The sequence below is a fragment of the Bacteroides sp. 1001302B_160321_D4 genome, assembly GCF_015667765.1.
GTDB lineage: Bacteria > Bacteroidota > Bacteroidia > Bacteroidales > Bacteroidaceae > Bacteroides > Bacteroides xylanisolvens.
In genome coordinates, this window is sequence record NZ_JADPLO010000004.1 from 1 (window position 1) to 18,499 (window position 18,499).

The window sequence follows — 18,499 nt, forward strand, 5'->3', positions numbered from 1 at the left end:
ATCTTTATACCATCTTAATAAATAGAGATAAGCGAGGTAGGAAAGGTTCTATTATAGCTGTAATTCAGGGCACTAAAGCCGATGATATCATTGCGGTACTTACAAAGATGCCACAGGAGCTGCGTAATCAAGTCAAAGAAATTACACTGGATATGGCCGGGAGCATGCAAAAGATTGCGAAAACGTGCTTTCCACGTGCCATGCAGGTGATTGATAGGTTTCATGTACAAAAACTTGTATACGAAGCGGTACAAGAGTTGCGTATTACATATAGATGGCAAGTGATAAAAGAGGAGAATAAAGCCATAAAGGCGGCAAAAGAGAAGGGGGAAGTACATAAAGCAGAAGAACTCGAAAACGGAGATACACTCAGGCAATTATTAGCCAGAAGCAGATATTTATTATTTAAATCACCTGATAAATGGACCAAGAGTCAGAAAATCAGGGCAGAATTACTTTTCAAGCAGTTTGAAGATATTAAGCACGTATATTACTACTCATTGGAGTTGGGAAAGATCTTTTCCACAAACTATGACAAGGATGTAGCAAGAGCAAAGCTGGCACTATGGTATAATAAGATTGAAGAATATGGATACGATACATTCACAACAGTGGCAAACTCTATTGAGAACCATTATGAAAGGATTTTGAACTTCTTTGTGAACAGGAGTACAAATGCAGCAGCGGAAGCATTTAATGCTAAAATCAAAGCATTTAGGGCATCATTTAGAGGAGTAGTGGATATGAGCTTCTTCCTTTTTAGGCTAGCAAAGGTATATGCATGAAGGGAATTGACTAAACTTAATCCCCCAAGTTTTCAGACTGAGCCCTACTCTCCATTAAATATGAACAACAGAAAAAATTATATAGTCTACCTACAACAATCAGCCATGAAGCAGGAATGTCAAGACCCGAAGTAGAGGTACAAAAAAAAATTATACAGACTTACTCGACAGACAGAAACTGATTACTGAAGATAACCATTCCTCAGCCAATAAAAAGAAAAGCAATACACGCCACAACTTATTTTGCACAACTTGTTTGGAAAATAAAATATTTTTTCCTTACCTTTGTATTAGGATTTATTTCAAATCTTAATAAAAATAGAGCGTTAAGGCATTATCCAAGTTCAGGAAATCCCCAATTTCAAGACAACAACTGGATAATACATTGGACGCTCCACGTACTATTTATATATTAAAGTGTTATATATATAGGCGTGGGGCTTTGTGTATTATATGTTGTTGAGTATGGGGATACTTCTGAACGGTAATACCAAAGTTCCCACGCTTAACTTTATATATAAACACAGCTCCAGGGAACAGAGTTGACTAGAAGATAAACATTATGAAAGCAACTTGTTCTAAAAGTAAGACGACTGTCTCGACCGGTTTCTGTTCTTCGTTTGTTACTGTCTTTAGTGAAATTCTTATTCTGTTTATTTCCATTCCTGTTTTTTTCAAAACACACAATCACTATCTTACAAATTACATGCCAACATATTTTTCTGAGACCTTCCTCCATGATAGCCAATAATAGCGGTTCCTCTCACCATACAGAAAAAGACCTTTGGTTACAAGTTCTCGCTTTGGCAAAGGAAATACAGGACTGTAAGTCTTATCTGTATCCTAAGACCTTGGAATCTATATATGATAATATTGTAAGAATAGAAAAATTGTTGGATATTTTATTGATTATCACTCGTGGAAGTGACAAATAGACATTATTATTCCGCCTTATGCGACAATTTGTCCAATGCAGTAAAAATGTCGCATCATTAAACTATCGTTAAAAGTTTCATTTTTATAGATTACCTCTATGAAATGGAATTTTTATATACCAAGAAACGTACGCAATCAGTTATGTAACCTTAATGTTCAGAATAATGATAGATAAACGAATAGAAAGTACCATGAATGAATTGATCAACGCAGAAATATGGTCAACCAACTTATACCTGTCTTTACAGGTTTATTTTGAAAGTGAACAACTCCCGATACTGAGCTCCTGGCTAAATACCCAGGCTCAGGATAATATGAACAAAGTCTATCAAATGATGAGCTGGATATATCATAATGGAGGATGCGTTGCAATTAATGAGATAAAACGGGATGTGCAAAATGGCAAGCTCCAGTAAGTGCCTTAAACGAATTGATTGAACATGAACGATATATGTCCCGCCTAGTCTCCATACTCCTCATACTATGCCGAAACGTGGATGCGTCCTCTAATTCTTTCATCAACAGGCTGTATTCAGACCGAATATATCTAAGTACGGCCCTTTTGGAATTATTACGTATTCTTGCCCAAGAAAATGTGCGGAGACTACCTTATTTCTAACAGTATGTCCCTCCATTTAACATCTCATAATATTAAAGATTATATAACCTTGTATGGTCTACTTTTTGCAACATAATAAACAATAATAAAATAGATCATGAATATTTTATTAATAGGATAACCCGGTTTTATCGACATTTTGGGACAAGTTTATGCTTGTTTCAAGATAAGAGAGAATATTAAATTATTATTAACTCTAAAAATTTAAATCATTATGAGTGAGAAATTACAAAATGCTTTGAATGAACAAATCACAGCAGAATTATGGTCTGCCAACTTGTATCTGTCTATGTCTTTCTATCTAAAAAAAGAAGGTTTTTCAGGTATGGCCAACTGGATGCGGAAACAATCTGCAAAAGAAGTGGGACATGCGTGCACCATTGCCGAGTATATGGTTAAACGTGAGGCGACACCGAAAGTAGACAAAGTGGATGTAGTTCCACAAGGATGGGGAAATTCTTTGGAAGTTTTTGAACATGCCTTGGAACATGAAAAGCATATCTCCAAGTTGATTGACGAATTGGTATACTTAGCTTCAGAAGAAAAGGATAATGCCACACAGGATTTTCTGTGGAAATTTGTCCGGGAACAAGTAGAGGAAGAAGCCGGTGTACAGAATATTGTAAACCTGTTAAAGAAAGCCGGAGATAGTGGTATCCTTTTCATAGATGCTAAATTGGATGGATGCAAATAATAAACCTGAATAGTTAAAAGATAAATGATATGAGCAAAACAGTAGATATATTAGGTGGGCAGGCTGAATACTACCTAAACCATACATGCAAGACAATAGATAAACAACTGATTCATATTCCGGGTCCGGATATAGTAGATAAGGTATGGATAAATTCGGACAGAAACATTCGGACATTGGAGAGTTTGCAAACTTTATATGGACATGGACGTTTAGCGAATACCGGCTATGTATCCATCCTACCTGTAGACCAGGGTATAGAGCATTCTGCTGGGGCATCTTTCGCTCCCAATCCACTTTATTTTGATCCGGAGAACATCGTAAAATTGGCTATTGAAGGAGGATGTAATGCCGTAGCATCTACATTCGGCGTATTAGGCGCCGTAGCACGGAAATACGCCCATAAAATTCCATTCATCGTCAAATTGAATCATAACGAACTGCTTACTTATCCGAATAGCTATGACCAAGTAATGTTCGGTACAATAAAAGAAGCATGGAATATGGGCGCCATAGCAGTTGGAGCCACTATTTATTTCGGTTCGGAGCAAAGTCGCCGCCAAATAGTGGAAGTATCGCAAGCTTTTGAATATGCTCATGAACTGGGAATGGCTACCATTTTATGGTGTTATTTGAGAAACAGCGGTTTTAAGAAAGACGGAACCGACTATCACGCTGCAGCCGACCTGACAGGCCAAGCCAACCATATCGGAGTAACGATCAAGGCTGACATCGTAAAACAAAAACTTCCGTCCAATAATGGTGGCTTCAAAGCCATCGGCTTCGGAAAAACAAATGAGCGCATGTATACAGAGCTGACAACTGACCACCCGATAGACCTTTGCCGTTATCAGGTAGCTAACGGCTATATGGGACGCGTCGGACTAATCAACTCGGGTGGTGAATCTCATGGAGAATCCGACCTGCATGATGCTGTTGTTACAGCAGTAGTGAACAAACGTGCTGGCGGTATGGGGTTGATTAGTGGTCGGAAAGCCTTCCAAAAACCAATGAAAGATGGGGTCCAGCTATTGAGCACCATACAGGATGTATATTTGGATTCTTCAATAACCATTGCATAAAGACAGGTCGTCCATGAAAAGAATAGTATTATTACGTCATGGTGAGAGCCTATGGAACCAAGAAAACCGCTTCACCGGGTGGACAGATGTTGATTTAAGTGAAAAAGGCGTTGTAGAAGCCTGCAAAGCAGGCGATACATTACGAGAAGCCGGATTTTCTTTTGAGATTGCCTACACTTCTTACTTAAAACGTGCTATAAAAACGCTGGACTACGTTCTGGACCGCCTGAATGAGAGCTGGATTCCCGTCGAAAAGACATGGAGGTTGAATGAGAAACATTACGGCATACTTCAGGGACTTAACAAAAGTGAGACGGCTGCCCAATATGGTGAAGAACAAGTACACACCTGGCGGAGAAGTTATGATATAGCTCCTGCAGCATTGGGAGAGGACGATTCGCGCAATCCGAGTAAAGACATACGTTATGCAGATGTCCCGGATATGGAACTTCCACGTACGGAATCCTTGAAAGATGCCATTGAGCGTGTAATGCCTTATTGGAAATGCATCATCTTTCCCACATTGACATGTAAGGATAACCTGCTGGTAGTTGCCCATGGCAACAGCCTGCGTGGAATCATCAAGCATCTCAAGGAAATATCCGATACAGACATTTCCAACCTGAACCTGCCTACAGCAGTTCCTTACGTTTTTGAATTCGACAACCGGCTGGCTCTTGTCAAAGACTATTTTCTCGGTGATCCGGAAGAGATACGTAAACGGACGGAAGCTGTAGCAAAACAAGGAATGACTAAACAATAAAAGTTCTGTCAAGCAGCCAGACATATTTTCTAAACTTTAATTATTAACTAAAAAAGGAGGTAAAAATGGTACCTACAAAAATGAACCAGAATTGGTTACCAAGTATTTTTAATGATTTCTTTAACAATGAGTGGATGATGAAGGCAAATGCAACAGCCCCCGCTATTAATGTAATTGAAAATGAAAAGGACTATAAAATCCAATTGGCAGCTCCGGGAATGACAAAAAATGACTTCACCGTTAATGTGGATGAAAACAACAATCTAGTAATCTGCATGGAAAAGAAGGAAGAGAAGAATGAGGAGAAAAAAGACAAAAAATACCTACGCCGTGAATTCTCTTATTCCAAATTCCAACAAAGTATCATACTGCCGGACAATGTTGAAAAAGATAAGATTACAGCCAAGGTAGAACATGGGATTCTGTCTATAGATATTCCCAAAACAGTGGACAAAGAAGTTCAGAAGATAACCAGAACTATTGATATCAAATAAGATATCTTAGCTAAACTTTACCCAAGGCGTTCCTTATATTTAGGGGGATGCCTTGATATAAACCTTTGAACCTCAAATCACTATAATGAAAACATTCAATTTTGATGAAGCATTAATAGCTCTGCAAAGTGATCTGCTAGGTTTTGCATATAAATTGACAGCTGACAAACACGATGCTGAGGATTTATTGCAGGAAACAATGTTGAAAGCTCTGGATAATAAGGATAAATTTGATCCTGGAACAAATTTTAAAGGCTGGATGTATATCATTATGCGTAACGCTTTTATAAATAACTACCGGATAAAAAAAAGCCAGGGAGACTTATATATATTATCCGAACCCGACTATCATTTCCTGCTAAGAGATGACTCTTTTGCTTTCATAGACAATAGTCAAGATGCCAAGGAGATAAGGGCAGCCCTTAAAACACTACCTAAAGAACATTACAACGCTTTTATGTTGTATATATCCGGATTCAAATATCGGGAAATAGCTCAAGAAACAGGAGTGTCGCTAGGTACAATAAAAAGCCGTATCTTTCATAGTAGGAAAAAATTAAAGCAGTTACTTTCTGATTTTGTCTAATAATTGTATAAAAATGAATTATGAATAACAAGTATATTGGAATCCTGACTTCCGGAGGGGATGCGTCAGGAATGAATGCAGCGATCCGCGCCGTAACCCGTACCGCCATCTTCAACGGCTTTAAAATAAAGGGAATTTATAGGGGATACGAAGGACTGATTGCCGGTGAAGTAAAGGAACTCACAACAGAAGACGTGAGCAGTATTATTCAAAGGGGAGGTACTATACTGAAAACAGCGCGTTCCGAAGCTTTTACCACTCCGGAAGGACGTAAGAAAGCCTATGAAGTTATACAAAAAGAAAATATCAGTGCACTGATTATTATCGGTGGAGACGGTTCTCTGACGGGAGCCCGTATCTTTGCCGAAGAGTATAACGTGACATGTATAGGACTACCCGGTACGATTGACAATGATTTATATGGTACTGATTTCACCATAGGATACGACACGGCATTAAATACAATTGTTGAATGTGTAGATAAAATAAGAGACACCGCAACCTCACACGACCGCATTTTCTTTGTCGAGGTGATGGGACGTGATGCGGGCTTCCTGGCCCAGAACAGTGCGATTGCTTCAGGGGCTGAAGCTGCCATTATTCCGGAGGACAAAACGGATGTGGACCAGCTGGAGACATTTATCGGACGTGGATTCAGAAAAACAAAAAACAGCAGTATCGTCATTGTGACCGAAAGTCCCCAAAATAAAAATGGAGGTGCCATGTACTATGCCGACCGGGTAAAAAAGGAATATCCTGAATATGATGTAAGAGTTTCCATTCTGGGACATCTGCAACGCGGTGGGGCTCCAAGTGCCAACGACCGTATACTGGCAAGCCGATTAGGAGAAGCAGCCATCCAGGCTCTGATGGAAGACCAACAGAATGTGATGATAGGCATACGGAACAATGAAATTGTCTATGTTCCTTTTGCACAAGCAATCAAAAATGACAAGCCTATTGACAAAAGCCTGATTCGGGTACTTAACGAGCTGTCCATATAAAGTTATTAATTCACCACTGCTTGGAAAGACACTCCGGGAGGCAGACATACCGGACTGTATCATCATCGGGAAACTACAAAGTTTTATCCGGTATGGATAATGCCCTATTATAAAATAAACAAGGAAATATAAACTATTTAATGTACAATGTTATGGAATATCCAAGTTATAATGTAAACACTCCTCAATGGAGGGAAATTACAGTCGGTTCACATCTTCCCATGGAATTGGGAAAACTTGCGGAAATAGCACGTAATCTATGGTGGACATGGAATGATGACGCCAAAAGTATGTATTGCGACCTAGATCCGGAGCTTTGGGAAGAAACGGAGCAAAATCCGATATTGTTCCTGGAGCGGATGAATTATGAGAAGCTGGTAACACTGGCACATGATGAGTTTTTTATCCGCAAGATGAATACCGTCTATACTGCTTTCAAGGAATACATTAATGTAGTTCCAGATCATAAACGTCCGTCAGTAGCCTATTTCAGTATGGAATACGGCTTAGACAAGGTCCTCAAAATATATTCCGGTGGTCTTGGAATACTTGCGGGCGATTACCTGAAAGAGGCATCAGACAGCAACGTTGACCTTTGTGCCGTAGGACTGTTGTACCGTTATGGCTACTTTGACCAGTCTCTTTCCATGGACGGGCAGCAGATTGCCAATTATGAAGCACAGAATTTCGGACAGCTCCCAATCGAAAAAGTGATGCAACCAGATGGAAAACAGCTGGTAATCCACATTCCCTACGCCGACAGCTTTATTGTACATGCCAATGTCTGGAGAGTCAATGTAGGAAGAATCCCCCTTTATCTACTGGACACGGACAATGAACTCAATAGCGAGTTTGACCGTCCAATTACCCACCATCTGTATGGCGGTGACTGGGAGAACCGGCTGAAACAGGAGATTTTACTCGGTATAGGCGGCATGATGACACTGAAAGCTTTGGGTATAGAAAAAGACGTATATCACTGCAATGAAGGCCATGCCGCATTAATCAACATTCAGCGGTTATGTGATTATATAGCCGGTGGTCTGGATTTCGGCCAAGCGATGGAATTAGTACGCGCTTCTTCTCTTTATACCGTACATACACCTGTACCCGCCGGCCATGATTATTTTGACGAGGGACTTTTCAACAAATACATGAAAGGGTATCCCGACAAACTGGGCATAACCTGGAATAACCTGATGGATCTCGGACGCCATAATCCGGGAGACAAAGGAGAACGTTTCTGTATGTCTGTATTCGCCTGTAAAACCAGCCAGGAAGTAAACGGAGTCAGCCTGTTGCATAAAACTGTGTCACAGGAAATGTTCGCTCCTATCTGGAAAGGCTACTTCCCGGAAGAGAATCATGTGGGCTATGTGACTAATGGCGTACATTTCCCTACTTGGTGCGCCACCGAATGGGAAAAGCTTTTCAAAGACAATTTTGATGAGAGCTTTATTCATGACCAGTCCAATCAAAAAATCTGGGAAGCTGTCTACGACATTCCGGACGAAGAAATATGGAATACCCGCCTGAAACTAAAAACCAAACTGATAGATTATATCAAAAGAAAATGCAGCAAAGACTGGCTTAGAAGCCAGATCGATCCGTCATTAACCATTTCCATTTTTGAGAAGTTTAACCCGAATGCCCTTCTGATTGGTTTCGGACGACGTTTTGCTACATATAAAAGGGCGCATCTTTTGTTTACCGATATCGACCGCCTGGCTAAAATAGTGAACAATCCGAAATATCCGGTACAATTCATCTTTACAGGGAAGGCTCATCCCAGTGACGGTGCCGGCCAGGGACTAATCAGGCAGATTGTGGAAATATCCCGGCGTCCTGAATTCCTAGGTAAAATCATATTTCTTGAAAACTATGATATGGATCTGGCAAGACATCTTATCGCAGGGGTGGATATCTGGCTGAACACTCCCACACGTCTGGCCGAAGCCTCAGGCACATCAGGGGAAAAGGCACTGATGAACGGTGTACTTAATTTCTCAGTGTTGGATGGTTGGTGGTATGAAGGCTATTGTAAGGATGCAGGATGGGCGCTGACCGACAAAAGTATCTACCAGAATGAACAATATCAGAACCAGCTGGACGCCGAAGCAATTTACTATCTATTGGAGCATGACATTCTTCCTGCATATTATGAACATGGAGATAAGGAGTATTCGGAAAACTGGATTAAGTACATCAAGAATTCAATCGCACAAATAGCTCCCCGTTTTACCATGAAAAGGCAACTGGACGATTACTATGAGAAATTCTATATCAAACTGTCGGAGCATTTCCACATTCTCTCTGCTGACAATAATGCAAAAGCCAAAATGATATCTGACTGGAAAACCGCTGTCCGAAACAGGTGGGATTCCATTGAAATCAAATCCATAAAAGCCGGAAACGGGTTGGATGCGACAATCGAAGCCGGAAAGGAATATGAAGTAACAGTTGTTGTCGATGAGAAAGGTCTGGATGATGCAATTGGAATTGAATTGGTCATTATTCAGCATGAAAGTGGTCAAGATCATATCTATGAAGTCATACCTCTTCCACTAGTTTCCAAAGACGGGAATCTATATACCTTCAAGGGGACATCTCAAATTTTTAATGCCGGAAGTTTCAAACAGGCTTTCCGCATGTATCCCAAAAATAATCTATTACCACATAGACAAGATTTTTGTTACGTCCGATGGTTTTAAAAAAAAGGGAGGTGTGTCATAATGAATAATAAAACGCAAATTATCGCAGAAATAATTTCATAAATCGTTGATTAATATATAAATATAATTGAAATAATCTGCGATAATTTGCGTTAATCTGCGTTTTGACACACTCCGCTTTTATACATGACAAGTTTCAAAGGTTATTCAATAAAAGATAAAGAACAATGAAACCGAACATTATTCTTATGAATTTCACTCATGTCTATGAGCAGGAAAGATTTATAAACGACATCCATTTCCAGTGGATAGATTGTACCGACCTAAACGGAACCAACTGCTACTGTGATGCAGAAGCAGCCAAAGTCATTAGACAAAGAATGGCCCCCTACTTACCTGAAGGAATACATTTCATTGATTCCGGTAACTATCATTATATCAGTAAATTTTGGACGGATAAAATAAAGACCCCATTCTCACTAGTTGTCTTTGATCATCATCCAGATATGCAACCTTCCTTATTTGACAATCTAATGTCATGCGGATGTTGGGTGAAAAAAGTATTGGATACAAATCCTTATCTTCAAAAAGTATGTATCGTCGGTGCTGCTGAAAAGTTGATCAAAGCACTGCATCCCAATTATGGAGAAAAATTAAAGTTTTATAGCGAAACAGAACTTTCTCACGAAGAAGGATGGAACAGATTCTCTCATGAACATCTGAATGAGCCTGTCTATATATCAGTGGACAAAGATGTATTGGACATAAAATCAGCAGTAACCAATTGGGATCAGGGTTCCCTATCACTGACCGAATTGGAGAAACTCCTCTCCATCATTCTAAAAAAAGAAGAAATTATCGGAGTAGATATCTGCGGTGAATGTTCCAGTTCTTTGGATGTTTTCCAAAAAAACAGAGAACTTTCAATTAACAGTAAGGCCAATAAGGAACTATTAAATCTATTCCTGTCCAATCAAAACGAGATTCATCCCCTATAAGTAAATCATTAACATAGTCATGAATATTATGCTTAGCACAATAATTAGTGAATTGACCGTACATGATAATTCCACATCTCTTTACACTTTTCTAATTCTCCATCTCTTAATATTGCTATTTTCAATAGAAGGTTGTACTTTTGTCATCATTTTATCAGTCAATCTTTTATACAAATGGTCTTTATACACAATTTATTACTTATTCTGGGACGTGGAATAGGACAAGTGATGTTTCAGAATAATGCGTTATCCGGATTATTCATGCTAATTGGAATATTTCTAAACTCATGGCAAATGGGAATACTAGCAGTCTGCGGTAATATAATAAGTACACTGACAGCCCATTTTTCGGGATATAAGTATGATGATATTAAAAATGGATTATACGGATTTAATGGAACTTTAGTAGGTATAGCAGTTGGCGTATTTCTACAATTATCGGTAGGAAGTTTAATCATGTTGATTATCGCTTCGGCCCTTTCCACATGGATTGCCTATTTTTTTAATCAGCAACGTTTAATTCCTGGCTTTACTGCTCCTTTCATTCTTGCTGTATGGGGAATGTTGGGAGTTTGCAGCTGGCTTATACCAGATTTACTATCAGTTTCCTATACGGTTATTGATACCACACAGAATATTAATTATTTCCAAGCCTTCTGCTTAGGTATAGGGCAAGTCATGTTTCAGGGAAATACAATTCTATCCGGATTATGTTTCCTTATAGGCATTTTGATTAATTCTCGAAAGGCAAGTCTCTATACTATCTTGGGAGCACTTCTTCCTATTCCCCTAGCCATTTTACTTGAAGTGGATGCTACAGACTTAAATGCCGGATTAATGGGCTATAATGGGGTATTATGTGCAATAGCTTTAGGAGGAACGGGCTGGAAAAGTGGCGTATGGGCAGGATGCTCTGTCTTACTGTCCACCGTATTACAGATTCTAGGAATGAGTTTGGGTATCACTACCTTAACCGCTCCCTTTGTTATATCTGTATGGATCATACTAATGATACAAAAAGTAATAAGAACGCAGAATAACTAAATTAGTCTTCAAATAAAAGTTTGTGATATTTTTTTTCAAAGAAAAAGATAAAAGATATCATCTTGTCACCCGAAATATTTGCTTTTGTATTATGAATACTACACCATAATGCAGTAAACTTAAAAATAGCATCCAAACTCCTTGAATTAAAAAGAGTTTGGATACCTCAACATTTACAGTAAAAAATATTATTTATAAAGTCTCAATCAGATCTTAGTTATGCTTACAACATAAAGGTGATAACTACCCATATAAACAACAGACAGAAGTGTATCACATAATTATGATAACATCATCTCATATCTTTTCACCCACAATCAGCAACAGTTTTTCATTTTCCCCTCTTAAAAACTTTATTTCTTCTTTCAACCAATCTATTTCCTTGTTTTTTGAGGAAATCAATTCAGCTATCATTGTATCAGGAATATAACTACTACTGATAAAATTCAATATCTTGGAGATATTTATTTCTTCTCTTTTTTTAAAGTTTCAAATTGCTCCTTTTGTTTATCCAACAGCTTTTCGAAAATCTCAATTACCTGTTCAACAGGAAAACTATTAAAGGTCTGATTATTGCCTGTATTACTGACAGCACTTTTAACACCACAATTCTCGTAGAAGTTATTCGTATTATACAGGATTGTCTCTTCATTAAAACTCTTCAGCCCATCTACAGTAACGCCTAGTGCTGAAGCAATCTCACCTAACCGTTCATCGTCAAACTTCTCTGTTTGTTCTATTTTCGAAACAGCCTGTTTCGTTATACCTAACAAATCACCGAGTTCCGCTTGAGTCATTCCCCGAAGCCGACGCACCCGTTCAATTTTTCTTCCCAGATGAATTGTATTTGTGTACTTTTCCGTTTCCATATTCCAGTCTGTTGATTATTTTCCCTGCTTTATGCACTCTCTTAGAATCTCTATTTTCTCTTGTTCACTTTTCAACAAGCGTTCATACAGTTCAACCACCTTTTCAATAGGATTAATCTGTTGGTTATGAGCATAAACAGTAGCAATTGCTCCCGGAGAAATGGTAGCATCTTTATAATTATTAATATTACAAATGGCTTTTTCAACATCAAAATCCTTGATGACATCAGTAGATATTCCCAAGACTTCAGCTATTTTTGTCAACAGTCCGTCTTCTATTTCATCTTGTTTCTCTATTTTCGAGATCTCCTGCTGACTAACACCCAGATCAGAAGCCAACGCTTCCTGTTTCATACCCAGATACACACGGATTCTTTGCAGATTGCGACCGACATGCCTTTGATTCACCTTGTCTTTTACTTTAATATCCATATCATTGTTGCTTTAGTAAATACATTGAGACAAAGATAATGAAAATAAAATTCGCAACTACATATCGCCCTTTGAAAAAGACAGCTTTCTATCTGTTTCTCTTTTAAATATAACCTAATTAGATCTATTTTATCCCAGTCTTTATCATTTTATCTACTTCTAAAACTTTACTACCGTAAAGTTTACGACGGGTAAAGGTTTAATCAACAACAATATTACTTTATAAAATCAAATATACAACAGGTAGTAAGAAACAACTCAGTTCTGATAAAAGTCAACTCTATATTTTTCAATCCCCAGTTCTATATGCATAATTTTGCCCTGTCAGTTTTTAGCTGACATGAATCGTGGCGCCACATTTAAAACAGTGCAGAAGGATGTGCAATTGACATTCTGAACAATTATCATTTAACCAATAAAATCTAATAGCCTATGGGGTAAGTAAAATCATTACAATCGAAACATAGCTTTAAATCATCCGGAAATTTAGCTATCCAAAAACAAATTAGTAAACATACAATTAAACAAAAAGCATGAAATCATTTTCTGATAAAACAAACATAGGGGAGAATAATCCCCTAAAGACTGTTTATAGAATGAATTTTTACCTATTATTCCTATTAATAGGTTCATTATCGATACTTGGATCAACACGGGCTTATTGCCAACAGAGCAGAACGATCTCGGGTGTAGTGAAAAACTCTCAAGGAGAGACGATTATCGGAGCGAATATCGTTGAAAAAGGTACCAGTAACGGGACAATTACGAATGTAGACGGACTATTCACACTGCGCGTATCGCCCAATGCAATATTAAAGGTATCTTATATGGGATACACGGAACAGGAAGTCAATACACGCAACAAGAACAAGCTGGAAATCATACTGACGGAAGATGCCAGACTGATTGATGAAGTAGTGGTGGTAGGATACGGATCGGTCAAAAAACGGGATTTGACGGGGGCGGTAACCTCCGTCAAAAGTGCGGAAGTACTGGCCGCTCCTACCAATAATGTGATGGAAGCCCTTCAAGGCAAGATACCCGGAATGGATATCACCAAAACTTCGGGACAGGTAGGAGGTGATGTCACTATCCTGTTACGTGGTTCACGATCTATCTATGGCAGCAACGAACCGTTGTTTATTATCGATGGAATCCCCGGCAGCTATAGCCAGGTCAGCCCGTCGGACATCGAGAGTGTAGATGTATTGAAAGATGCTTCTTCCACCGCCATTTATGGTTCTGCAGGAGCAAACGGTGTTGTCATCATCACCACAAAAAGAGGAAAAGAGGGAAAAGCGACCGTAAACTTCGATGCTTATTACGGATTCAGCGGTTCACCTAACTACAGGCATGGAATGACGCGGGATGAATGGGTCACCTACCAGCAAGAAGCCTATAAATATAAAAACGGTGACTATCCTACCGATATGTCCGCCCTACTGGGGAAACAGGATTTTATAGATGCATACAACGACGGCAAATGGATAGACTGGATAGATGAAGTGTCGGGCAACACGGCTACCACACAGAAATACAGTCTTTCGGTCAGCAGTGGCACTGAAAAGACAAAATTATTTGCTTCGACTTCCTACAATCGGGAAGAAGGTTTACTTAATAACGAAAATCTGAACAGATATTCGTTACGCCTCAACCTGGATCAACAGATATTTTCATGGGCAAAGGTGGGCTTTACCTCCAATTTAGTCTACCGGGACTTGAACTCCGGTGTGAAAAACACATTCACCAAATCTCTCTCCGCCATCCCGCTGGGTGATGCTTATACCGAAGAAGGGGAGATCAATCACGAATACATCACAGGACAATATTCCCCGATGAGTGATTTTATAGAGAACCAGTATGTAGACAACACACGTTCTACCTACCTGAATATGAGCGGCTATGTCGAACTAACTCCCGTCAAAGACCTGACTTTTACCAGTCGTGCCAATGGTACGTTGAATCACTCACGCCGCGGGCAATACTGGGGAGAGAAGTGCAATGCCAACCGTCCGTCTTATGCAGGTTCACCGCATGCTTCCATCACCAACAACAATGCCTGGAATTACACTTGGGAAAATATTCTCGCATACAACACAACCATCGCCAAAGACCATAATCTGGGAGGTTCACTGATTACTTCCTGGAATAAGAACCAGTCGGAAAGCAGTATGGCTGCCGCCAGCGGTCAAATGGTAGATCAATGGTCTTTCTGGCGACTGACATCGGGCACTTCCCAACATGTAGAATCCGACTTCGCACAGACGCAGAAAATGTCTTTTGCCTTCCGTCTGAACTATTCATACAAGGGTAAATACCTATTTAACTTCTCGACCCGTTGGGACGGTGTTTCACAATTCTCCACCGGACATAAATGGGATGCTTTCCCCGCAGGCGCACTGGCGTGGAGAATATCGGACGAAGCATTTATGGGAAAGACACGTAGTTGGCTGGACAACCTGAAATTGAGAGTGAGCTACGGCATCACGGGTAACTCGGGAGGAACCACCGCATACAGCACCACAACACAAGCATACGTATATACCGCTTCGGGAATTTCCATTAATGGGAAGATTGTTCCTTTCACGCAATACTCCGGTACCTACGGTAGTTCCGATCTCGGCTGGGAGAAGTCATACAACTGGAATGTGGGGTTGGATTTCGGTATCCTGAACGGTCGCATTGACGGATCGGTAGAATGGTTCAAGACAACCACCAAAGGATTATTATTCAAACGTACATTGCCCATCACCAGCGGTCTGACCGGATGGGGATCGCCTCTGGCTATCTGGCAGAACATCGCCCAGACCAGTAACCAAGGTGTGGAAGCAACGATCACTTCGCACAACATACGGCATAAAGATTTCACATGGAACACCACTTTATCCGTCACCTGGAACAAGGAACAAATAGACGATCTGCCTGACGGTGATCTGATCGCCGAAAACCTGTTTGTTGGTGAACCGATTAAAGCTATTTACGGATATAAATATACCGGAATTTGGGGAACCGATACTCCACAGGAAACATTGGATGCCTACGGCGTAAAACCCGGATTCATCAAGATAGAAACCTTAGACCAGAAAGGCGATGGAGGTGTGCATAAATACAGTACGGAAGACCGGCAAATTCTAGGACATTCCAATCCGGACTGGATCATCGGATTCAGCAATTCCTTCACCTACAAGAATTTTGATTTATCCGTCTTTGCCATGGCGCGTTACGGACAGACAATCAACAGTGACCTGCTCGGTTATTATACCGCCGAACAGAGCGTAACCAAGAATCAACTGGCAGGCGTAGACTACTGGACAGAGGATAATCAAGGAGCCTATTTCCCCCGTCCCGGAACGGGAGACGAACAAAAAACCGTATATCCTTCATTAAGAGTGCGCAACGGCTCCTTCATTAAGATTAAGAATATCACGCTGGGATATACACTACCCGTCAATATTTCCCGCAAAGTTTTAATGGAGGAATGCCGTATTTATGCCACAGCCTACAATCCGTTCATCTTTGTAAAAGATAAGCAGTTGAAAGATACTGATCCCGAAACCAACGGTTCGGATGCATTTCCTACCTACCGGCAATTTGTTTTTGGCGTTAATTTGACATTCTAACAAAAGATTATAATCATGAAAAGGATATATATAAAATTCATATTTTGCAGTGTGCTGTTCTCGGCCTTATCTCTACATTCCTGCACCTTGGAGGAATACAACCCGGGCGCATTTACCAAAGAGGCTTTGGCTACTTCCATCGATGGATATGAAACCCTGATTAACCAGTGTTATTTTGCTATGGAAAGGTTTTACTACGGTTCTGCGGACTGGATGTCACTGACTGAAGGCGACACCGATCTTTGGACGTATAAAGCCAACGAATCAACAAGTTACACACAGTGGTTCTGGTTTTTCGCAGGAACATCACCCAATACGACTTACACCAATAATTGGTGGAACGGGACGTACGACGGTGTGGGAGCCTGTAACGAAGCTATCGCATTAGGAGACAAACCTCCTTACACCACGGAAGAGGAGCGGAATGCCAAGATTGCGGAAGCCCGTTTTCTTAGAGCTGTCTATTATTTCAATGCAGTGGAACAATTCGGAGCAGTGACAATGCTCACAGAACCGATAACAGCGGAAACACTGACTTACTCCCCCACCCGTACCGATCCGATGACTATCTATCAGGAAGTAATCCTGCCCGATTTAAGATTCGCATCCGAATGGTTGCCAACAGGTACGCATGCAACTACTACCACCCCGACGAAGAAAGCCGCTCTCGGTTTTCTGGCTAAAGCCTGCTTACAGACGTACGAATATGGAAGCACCGAATATTTGCAGGAAGCTCTGGATACAGCCAAAAAATTGATTACCGATTGCGAAACTGGCGGTGGGAAATACAATACGTATATGTACCCATCTTATAGCGAAGTATTCAAAGAGAGCAATAACTGGGAAAACAAAGAAGCTCTCTGGAAACATCGCTGGTATGCAGGAGCAGACGGTCACGGATCAAGCAACGGAAATTACAAGCTAAATCGCAACGATGAGTATTTCTTATGCAATATCAATAAGTTTGGTGCTCGTGAAGATAATCAGGAGACACGCCTTACTTGGGAAGGCTCAATTACCGGTATCTTTATGCCCACACAGCATTTGTTGAGTTTGTATGTACAGAAAGACGGAACATTGGACCCCAGATTTCATGAATCGTTCACTACTGAATGGAACGCGAACAAGAATTACACGTGGGATGAGAGTGCCGTACATATGTATGACAAAGAAGAAACCGTCATTGGCAAAGCTCTGAATAAAGGTGACTTAGCCATTAAGTTTATCATGCCCCAGGACATTGATTATGCTACAGAAAAGCAAAAAGAACATATTTCTGATTACTTACTGATTGATTATCACCATGTATATAGTAATGACAATAATAACGTGAACATGAATTATGCTTATACAAACATCACAGGCAATTACAAGGATGACGGCACAAACGAGAACCAGTTCCGCTACTATTATCCGTCACTGAATAAGCATAACAGCAGTAATTATTATGTAGCCAATGCTTCCAAACAGAGAAACGGTAATCTGAATGCAACATTTATCATGCGTATGGCAGAAGTTTATTTGATTGCGGCAGAAGCTGATATTTACCTGAATGGTGGTGCAAATGCAGCCGGTTATATCAACAAGGTTCGTGAACGTGCCGGAGCAAATCCGCTTACAGGGAGTATTACGGTGCGTGATATCTTAGATGAAAGAGGCCGTGAACTTTGCGGAGAATATTGCCGCTTCTACGACTTGAAACGGACAGGAATGTTTAAGAACTCGGAGTATCTGGAGAATACTCATCCGGACTTAGCACAATTCTTTCACCCGAATTATGCATTACGTCCCATTTCAACTACATTTACTGCAACAATCACCAATGGCAGCGAGTATCAAAATCCGGGATATTAAGTAGGAATTTCAATATGTACAGGTATTATGGAATCAATCTTGGCACC

15 protein-coding genes and 1 pseudogene are annotated in these 18,499 nt (G+C 40.1%); 14 read left to right on the top strand and 2 right to left on the bottom strand.

The features are described 5' to 3' along the window. From KFO40_RS02320 to KFO40_RS02375, 12 genes and pseudogenes are all read left to right on the top strand, one after another. Positions 1–785: transposase (locus tag KFO40_RS02320; RefSeq protein WP_211146053.1), on the top strand; the 785-nt coding region annotated here is incomplete at its 5' end. Positions 786–1,522: 737 nt separating this feature from the next. After that, positions 1,523–1,720 (top strand): hypothetical protein, encoded by a 198-nt coding sequence (locus KFO40_RS02325; RefSeq protein ID WP_004306485.1) that lies wholly within the window; start codon positions 1,523–1,525, stop codon positions 1,718–1,720. A gap of 192 nt (positions 1,721–1,912) precedes the next feature. After that, positions 1,913–2,340: pseudogene (locus KFO40_RS02330) on the top strand (ferritin-like domain-containing protein). Positions 2,341–2,554: 214 nt separating this feature from the next. Next, positions 2,555–3,034 (top strand): ferritin, encoded by a 480-nt coding sequence (locus KFO40_RS02335; protein WP_004309108.1) that lies wholly within the window; start codon positions 2,555–2,557, stop codon positions 3,032–3,034. Between the two features lie 29 nt (positions 3,035–3,063). Then, a complete protein-coding gene (locus tag KFO40_RS02340; RefSeq protein ID WP_004309107.1) occupies positions 3,064–4,116 on the top strand; it encodes a class I fructose-bisphosphate aldolase in 1,053 nt (350 codons plus the stop codon). A gap of 13 nt (positions 4,117–4,129) precedes the next feature. Further along, complete coding sequence (gene gpmA / locus KFO40_RS02345) at positions 4,130–4,879, top strand: 2,3-diphosphoglycerate-dependent phosphoglycerate mutase (protein WP_004309105.1); 750 nt, start codon at positions 4,130–4,132, stop codon at positions 4,877–4,879. Between the two features lie 65 nt (positions 4,880–4,944). Next, the gene (locus KFO40_RS02350) at positions 4,945–5,373 is read left to right on the top strand and encodes an Hsp20/alpha crystallin family protein (protein ID WP_004309103.1); all 429 of its coding nucleotides are present in this window, start codon (positions 4,945–4,947) and stop codon (positions 5,371–5,373) included. Positions 5,374–5,458: 85 nt separating this feature from the next. Further along, the gene (locus KFO40_RS02355) at positions 5,459–5,959 is read left to right on the top strand and encodes an RNA polymerase sigma factor (RefSeq protein ID WP_008650022.1); all 501 of its coding nucleotides are present in this window, start codon (positions 5,459–5,461) and stop codon (positions 5,957–5,959) included. Positions 5,960–5,979: 20 nt separating this feature from the next. Further along, complete coding sequence (pfkA, locus tag KFO40_RS02360; protein ID WP_008777393.1) at positions 5,980–6,963, top strand: 6-phosphofructokinase; 984 nt, start codon at positions 5,980–5,982, stop codon at positions 6,961–6,963. A 152-nt stretch (positions 6,964–7,115) separates the two neighbouring features. Then, positions 7,116–9,674: an alpha-glucan family phosphorylase gene (glgP, locus tag KFO40_RS02365; RefSeq protein WP_004326384.1), complete on the top strand. Its 2,559-nt coding sequence runs from the start codon at positions 7,116–7,118 to the stop codon at positions 9,672–9,674. 188 nt (positions 9,675–9,862) lie between these two features. Beyond that, complete coding sequence (locus KFO40_RS02370; RefSeq protein WP_004306464.1) at positions 9,863–10,633, top strand: arginase family protein; 771 nt, start codon at positions 9,863–9,865, stop codon at positions 10,631–10,633. Between the two features lie 174 nt (positions 10,634–10,807). Then, the gene (locus KFO40_RS02375) at positions 10,808–11,677 is read left to right on the top strand and encodes an urea transporter (protein ID WP_008650018.1); all 870 of its coding nucleotides are present in this window, start codon (positions 10,808–10,810) and stop codon (positions 11,675–11,677) included. 464 nt (positions 11,678–12,141) lie between these two features. Here the strand turns inward: KFO40_RS02375 and KFO40_RS02380 are convergent, their stop codons facing one another. Then, positions 12,142–12,546 (bottom strand): helix-turn-helix domain-containing protein, encoded by a 405-nt coding sequence (locus KFO40_RS02380; protein ID WP_004309090.1) that lies wholly within the window; start codon positions 12,544–12,546, stop codon positions 12,142–12,144. Between the two features lie 15 nt (positions 12,547–12,561). Further along, positions 12,562–12,978: a helix-turn-helix domain-containing protein gene (locus KFO40_RS02385; RefSeq protein ID WP_004306458.1), complete on the bottom strand. Its 417-nt coding sequence runs from the start codon at positions 12,976–12,978 to the stop codon at positions 12,562–12,564. Positions 12,979–13,511: 533 nt separating this feature from the next. Here KFO40_RS02385 and KFO40_RS02390 point away from each other — a divergent pair. Both KFO40_RS02390 and KFO40_RS02395 read left to right on the top strand, forming a co-directional pair. Then, entirely contained in the window at positions 13,512–16,598 is a 3,087-nt protein-coding gene (locus KFO40_RS02390) for a SusC/RagA family TonB-linked outer membrane protein (protein WP_211146054.1), read from the top strand. A gap of 15 nt (positions 16,599–16,613) precedes the next feature. Next, a complete protein-coding gene (locus tag KFO40_RS02395; RefSeq protein ID WP_118196712.1) occupies positions 16,614–18,452 on the top strand; it encodes a RagB/SusD family nutrient uptake outer membrane protein in 1,839 nt (612 codons plus the stop codon). Positions 18,453–18,499 lie beyond the last annotated feature (47 nt).

Excerpts from the sequence above, each read along its gene's own strand:
- KFO40_RS02325 (WP_004306485.1), top strand. The coding sequence starts at position 1,523 with ATGATAGCCAATAATAGCGGTTCCTCTCACCATACAGAAAAAGACCTT.
- KFO40_RS02335 (WP_004309108.1), top strand. The coding sequence starts at position 2,555 with ATGAGTGAGAAATTACAAAATGCTTTGAATGAACAAATCACAGCAGAA.
- KFO40_RS02340 (WP_004309107.1), top strand. The coding sequence starts at position 3,064 with ATGAGCAAAACAGTAGATATATTAGGTGGGCAGGCTGAATACTACCTA.
- gpmA (WP_004309105.1), top strand. The coding sequence starts at position 4,130 with ATGAAAAGAATAGTATTATTACGTCATGGTGAGAGCCTATGGAACCAA.
- KFO40_RS02350 (WP_004309103.1), top strand. The coding sequence starts at position 4,945 with ATGGTACCTACAAAAATGAACCAGAATTGGTTACCAAGTATTTTTAAT.
- KFO40_RS02355 (WP_008650022.1), top strand. The coding sequence starts at position 5,459 with ATGAAAACATTCAATTTTGATGAAGCATTAATAGCTCTGCAAAGTGAT.
- pfkA (WP_008777393.1), top strand. The coding sequence starts at position 5,980 with ATGAATAACAAGTATATTGGAATCCTGACTTCCGGAGGGGATGCGTCA.
- glgP (WP_004326384.1), top strand. The coding sequence starts at position 7,116 with ATGGAATATCCAAGTTATAATGTAAACACTCCTCAATGGAGGGAAATT.
- KFO40_RS02370 (WP_004306464.1), top strand. The coding sequence starts at position 9,863 with ATGAAACCGAACATTATTCTTATGAATTTCACTCATGTCTATGAGCAG.
- KFO40_RS02375 (WP_008650018.1), top strand. The coding sequence starts at position 10,808 with ATGGTCTTTATACACAATTTATTACTTATTCTGGGACGTGGAATAGGA.
- KFO40_RS02380 (WP_004309090.1), bottom strand. The coding sequence starts at position 12,546 with ATGGAAACGGAAAAGTACACAAATACAATTCATCTGGGAAGAAAAATT.
- KFO40_RS02385 (WP_004306458.1), bottom strand. The coding sequence starts at position 12,978 with ATGGATATTAAAGTAAAAGACAAGGTGAATCAAAGGCATGTCGGTCGC.
- KFO40_RS02390 (WP_211146054.1), top strand. The coding sequence starts at position 13,512 with ATGAAATCATTTTCTGATAAAACAAACATAGGGGAGAATAATCCCCTA.
- KFO40_RS02395 (WP_118196712.1), top strand. The coding sequence starts at position 16,614 with ATGAAAAGGATATATATAAAATTCATATTTTGCAGTGTGCTGTTCTCG.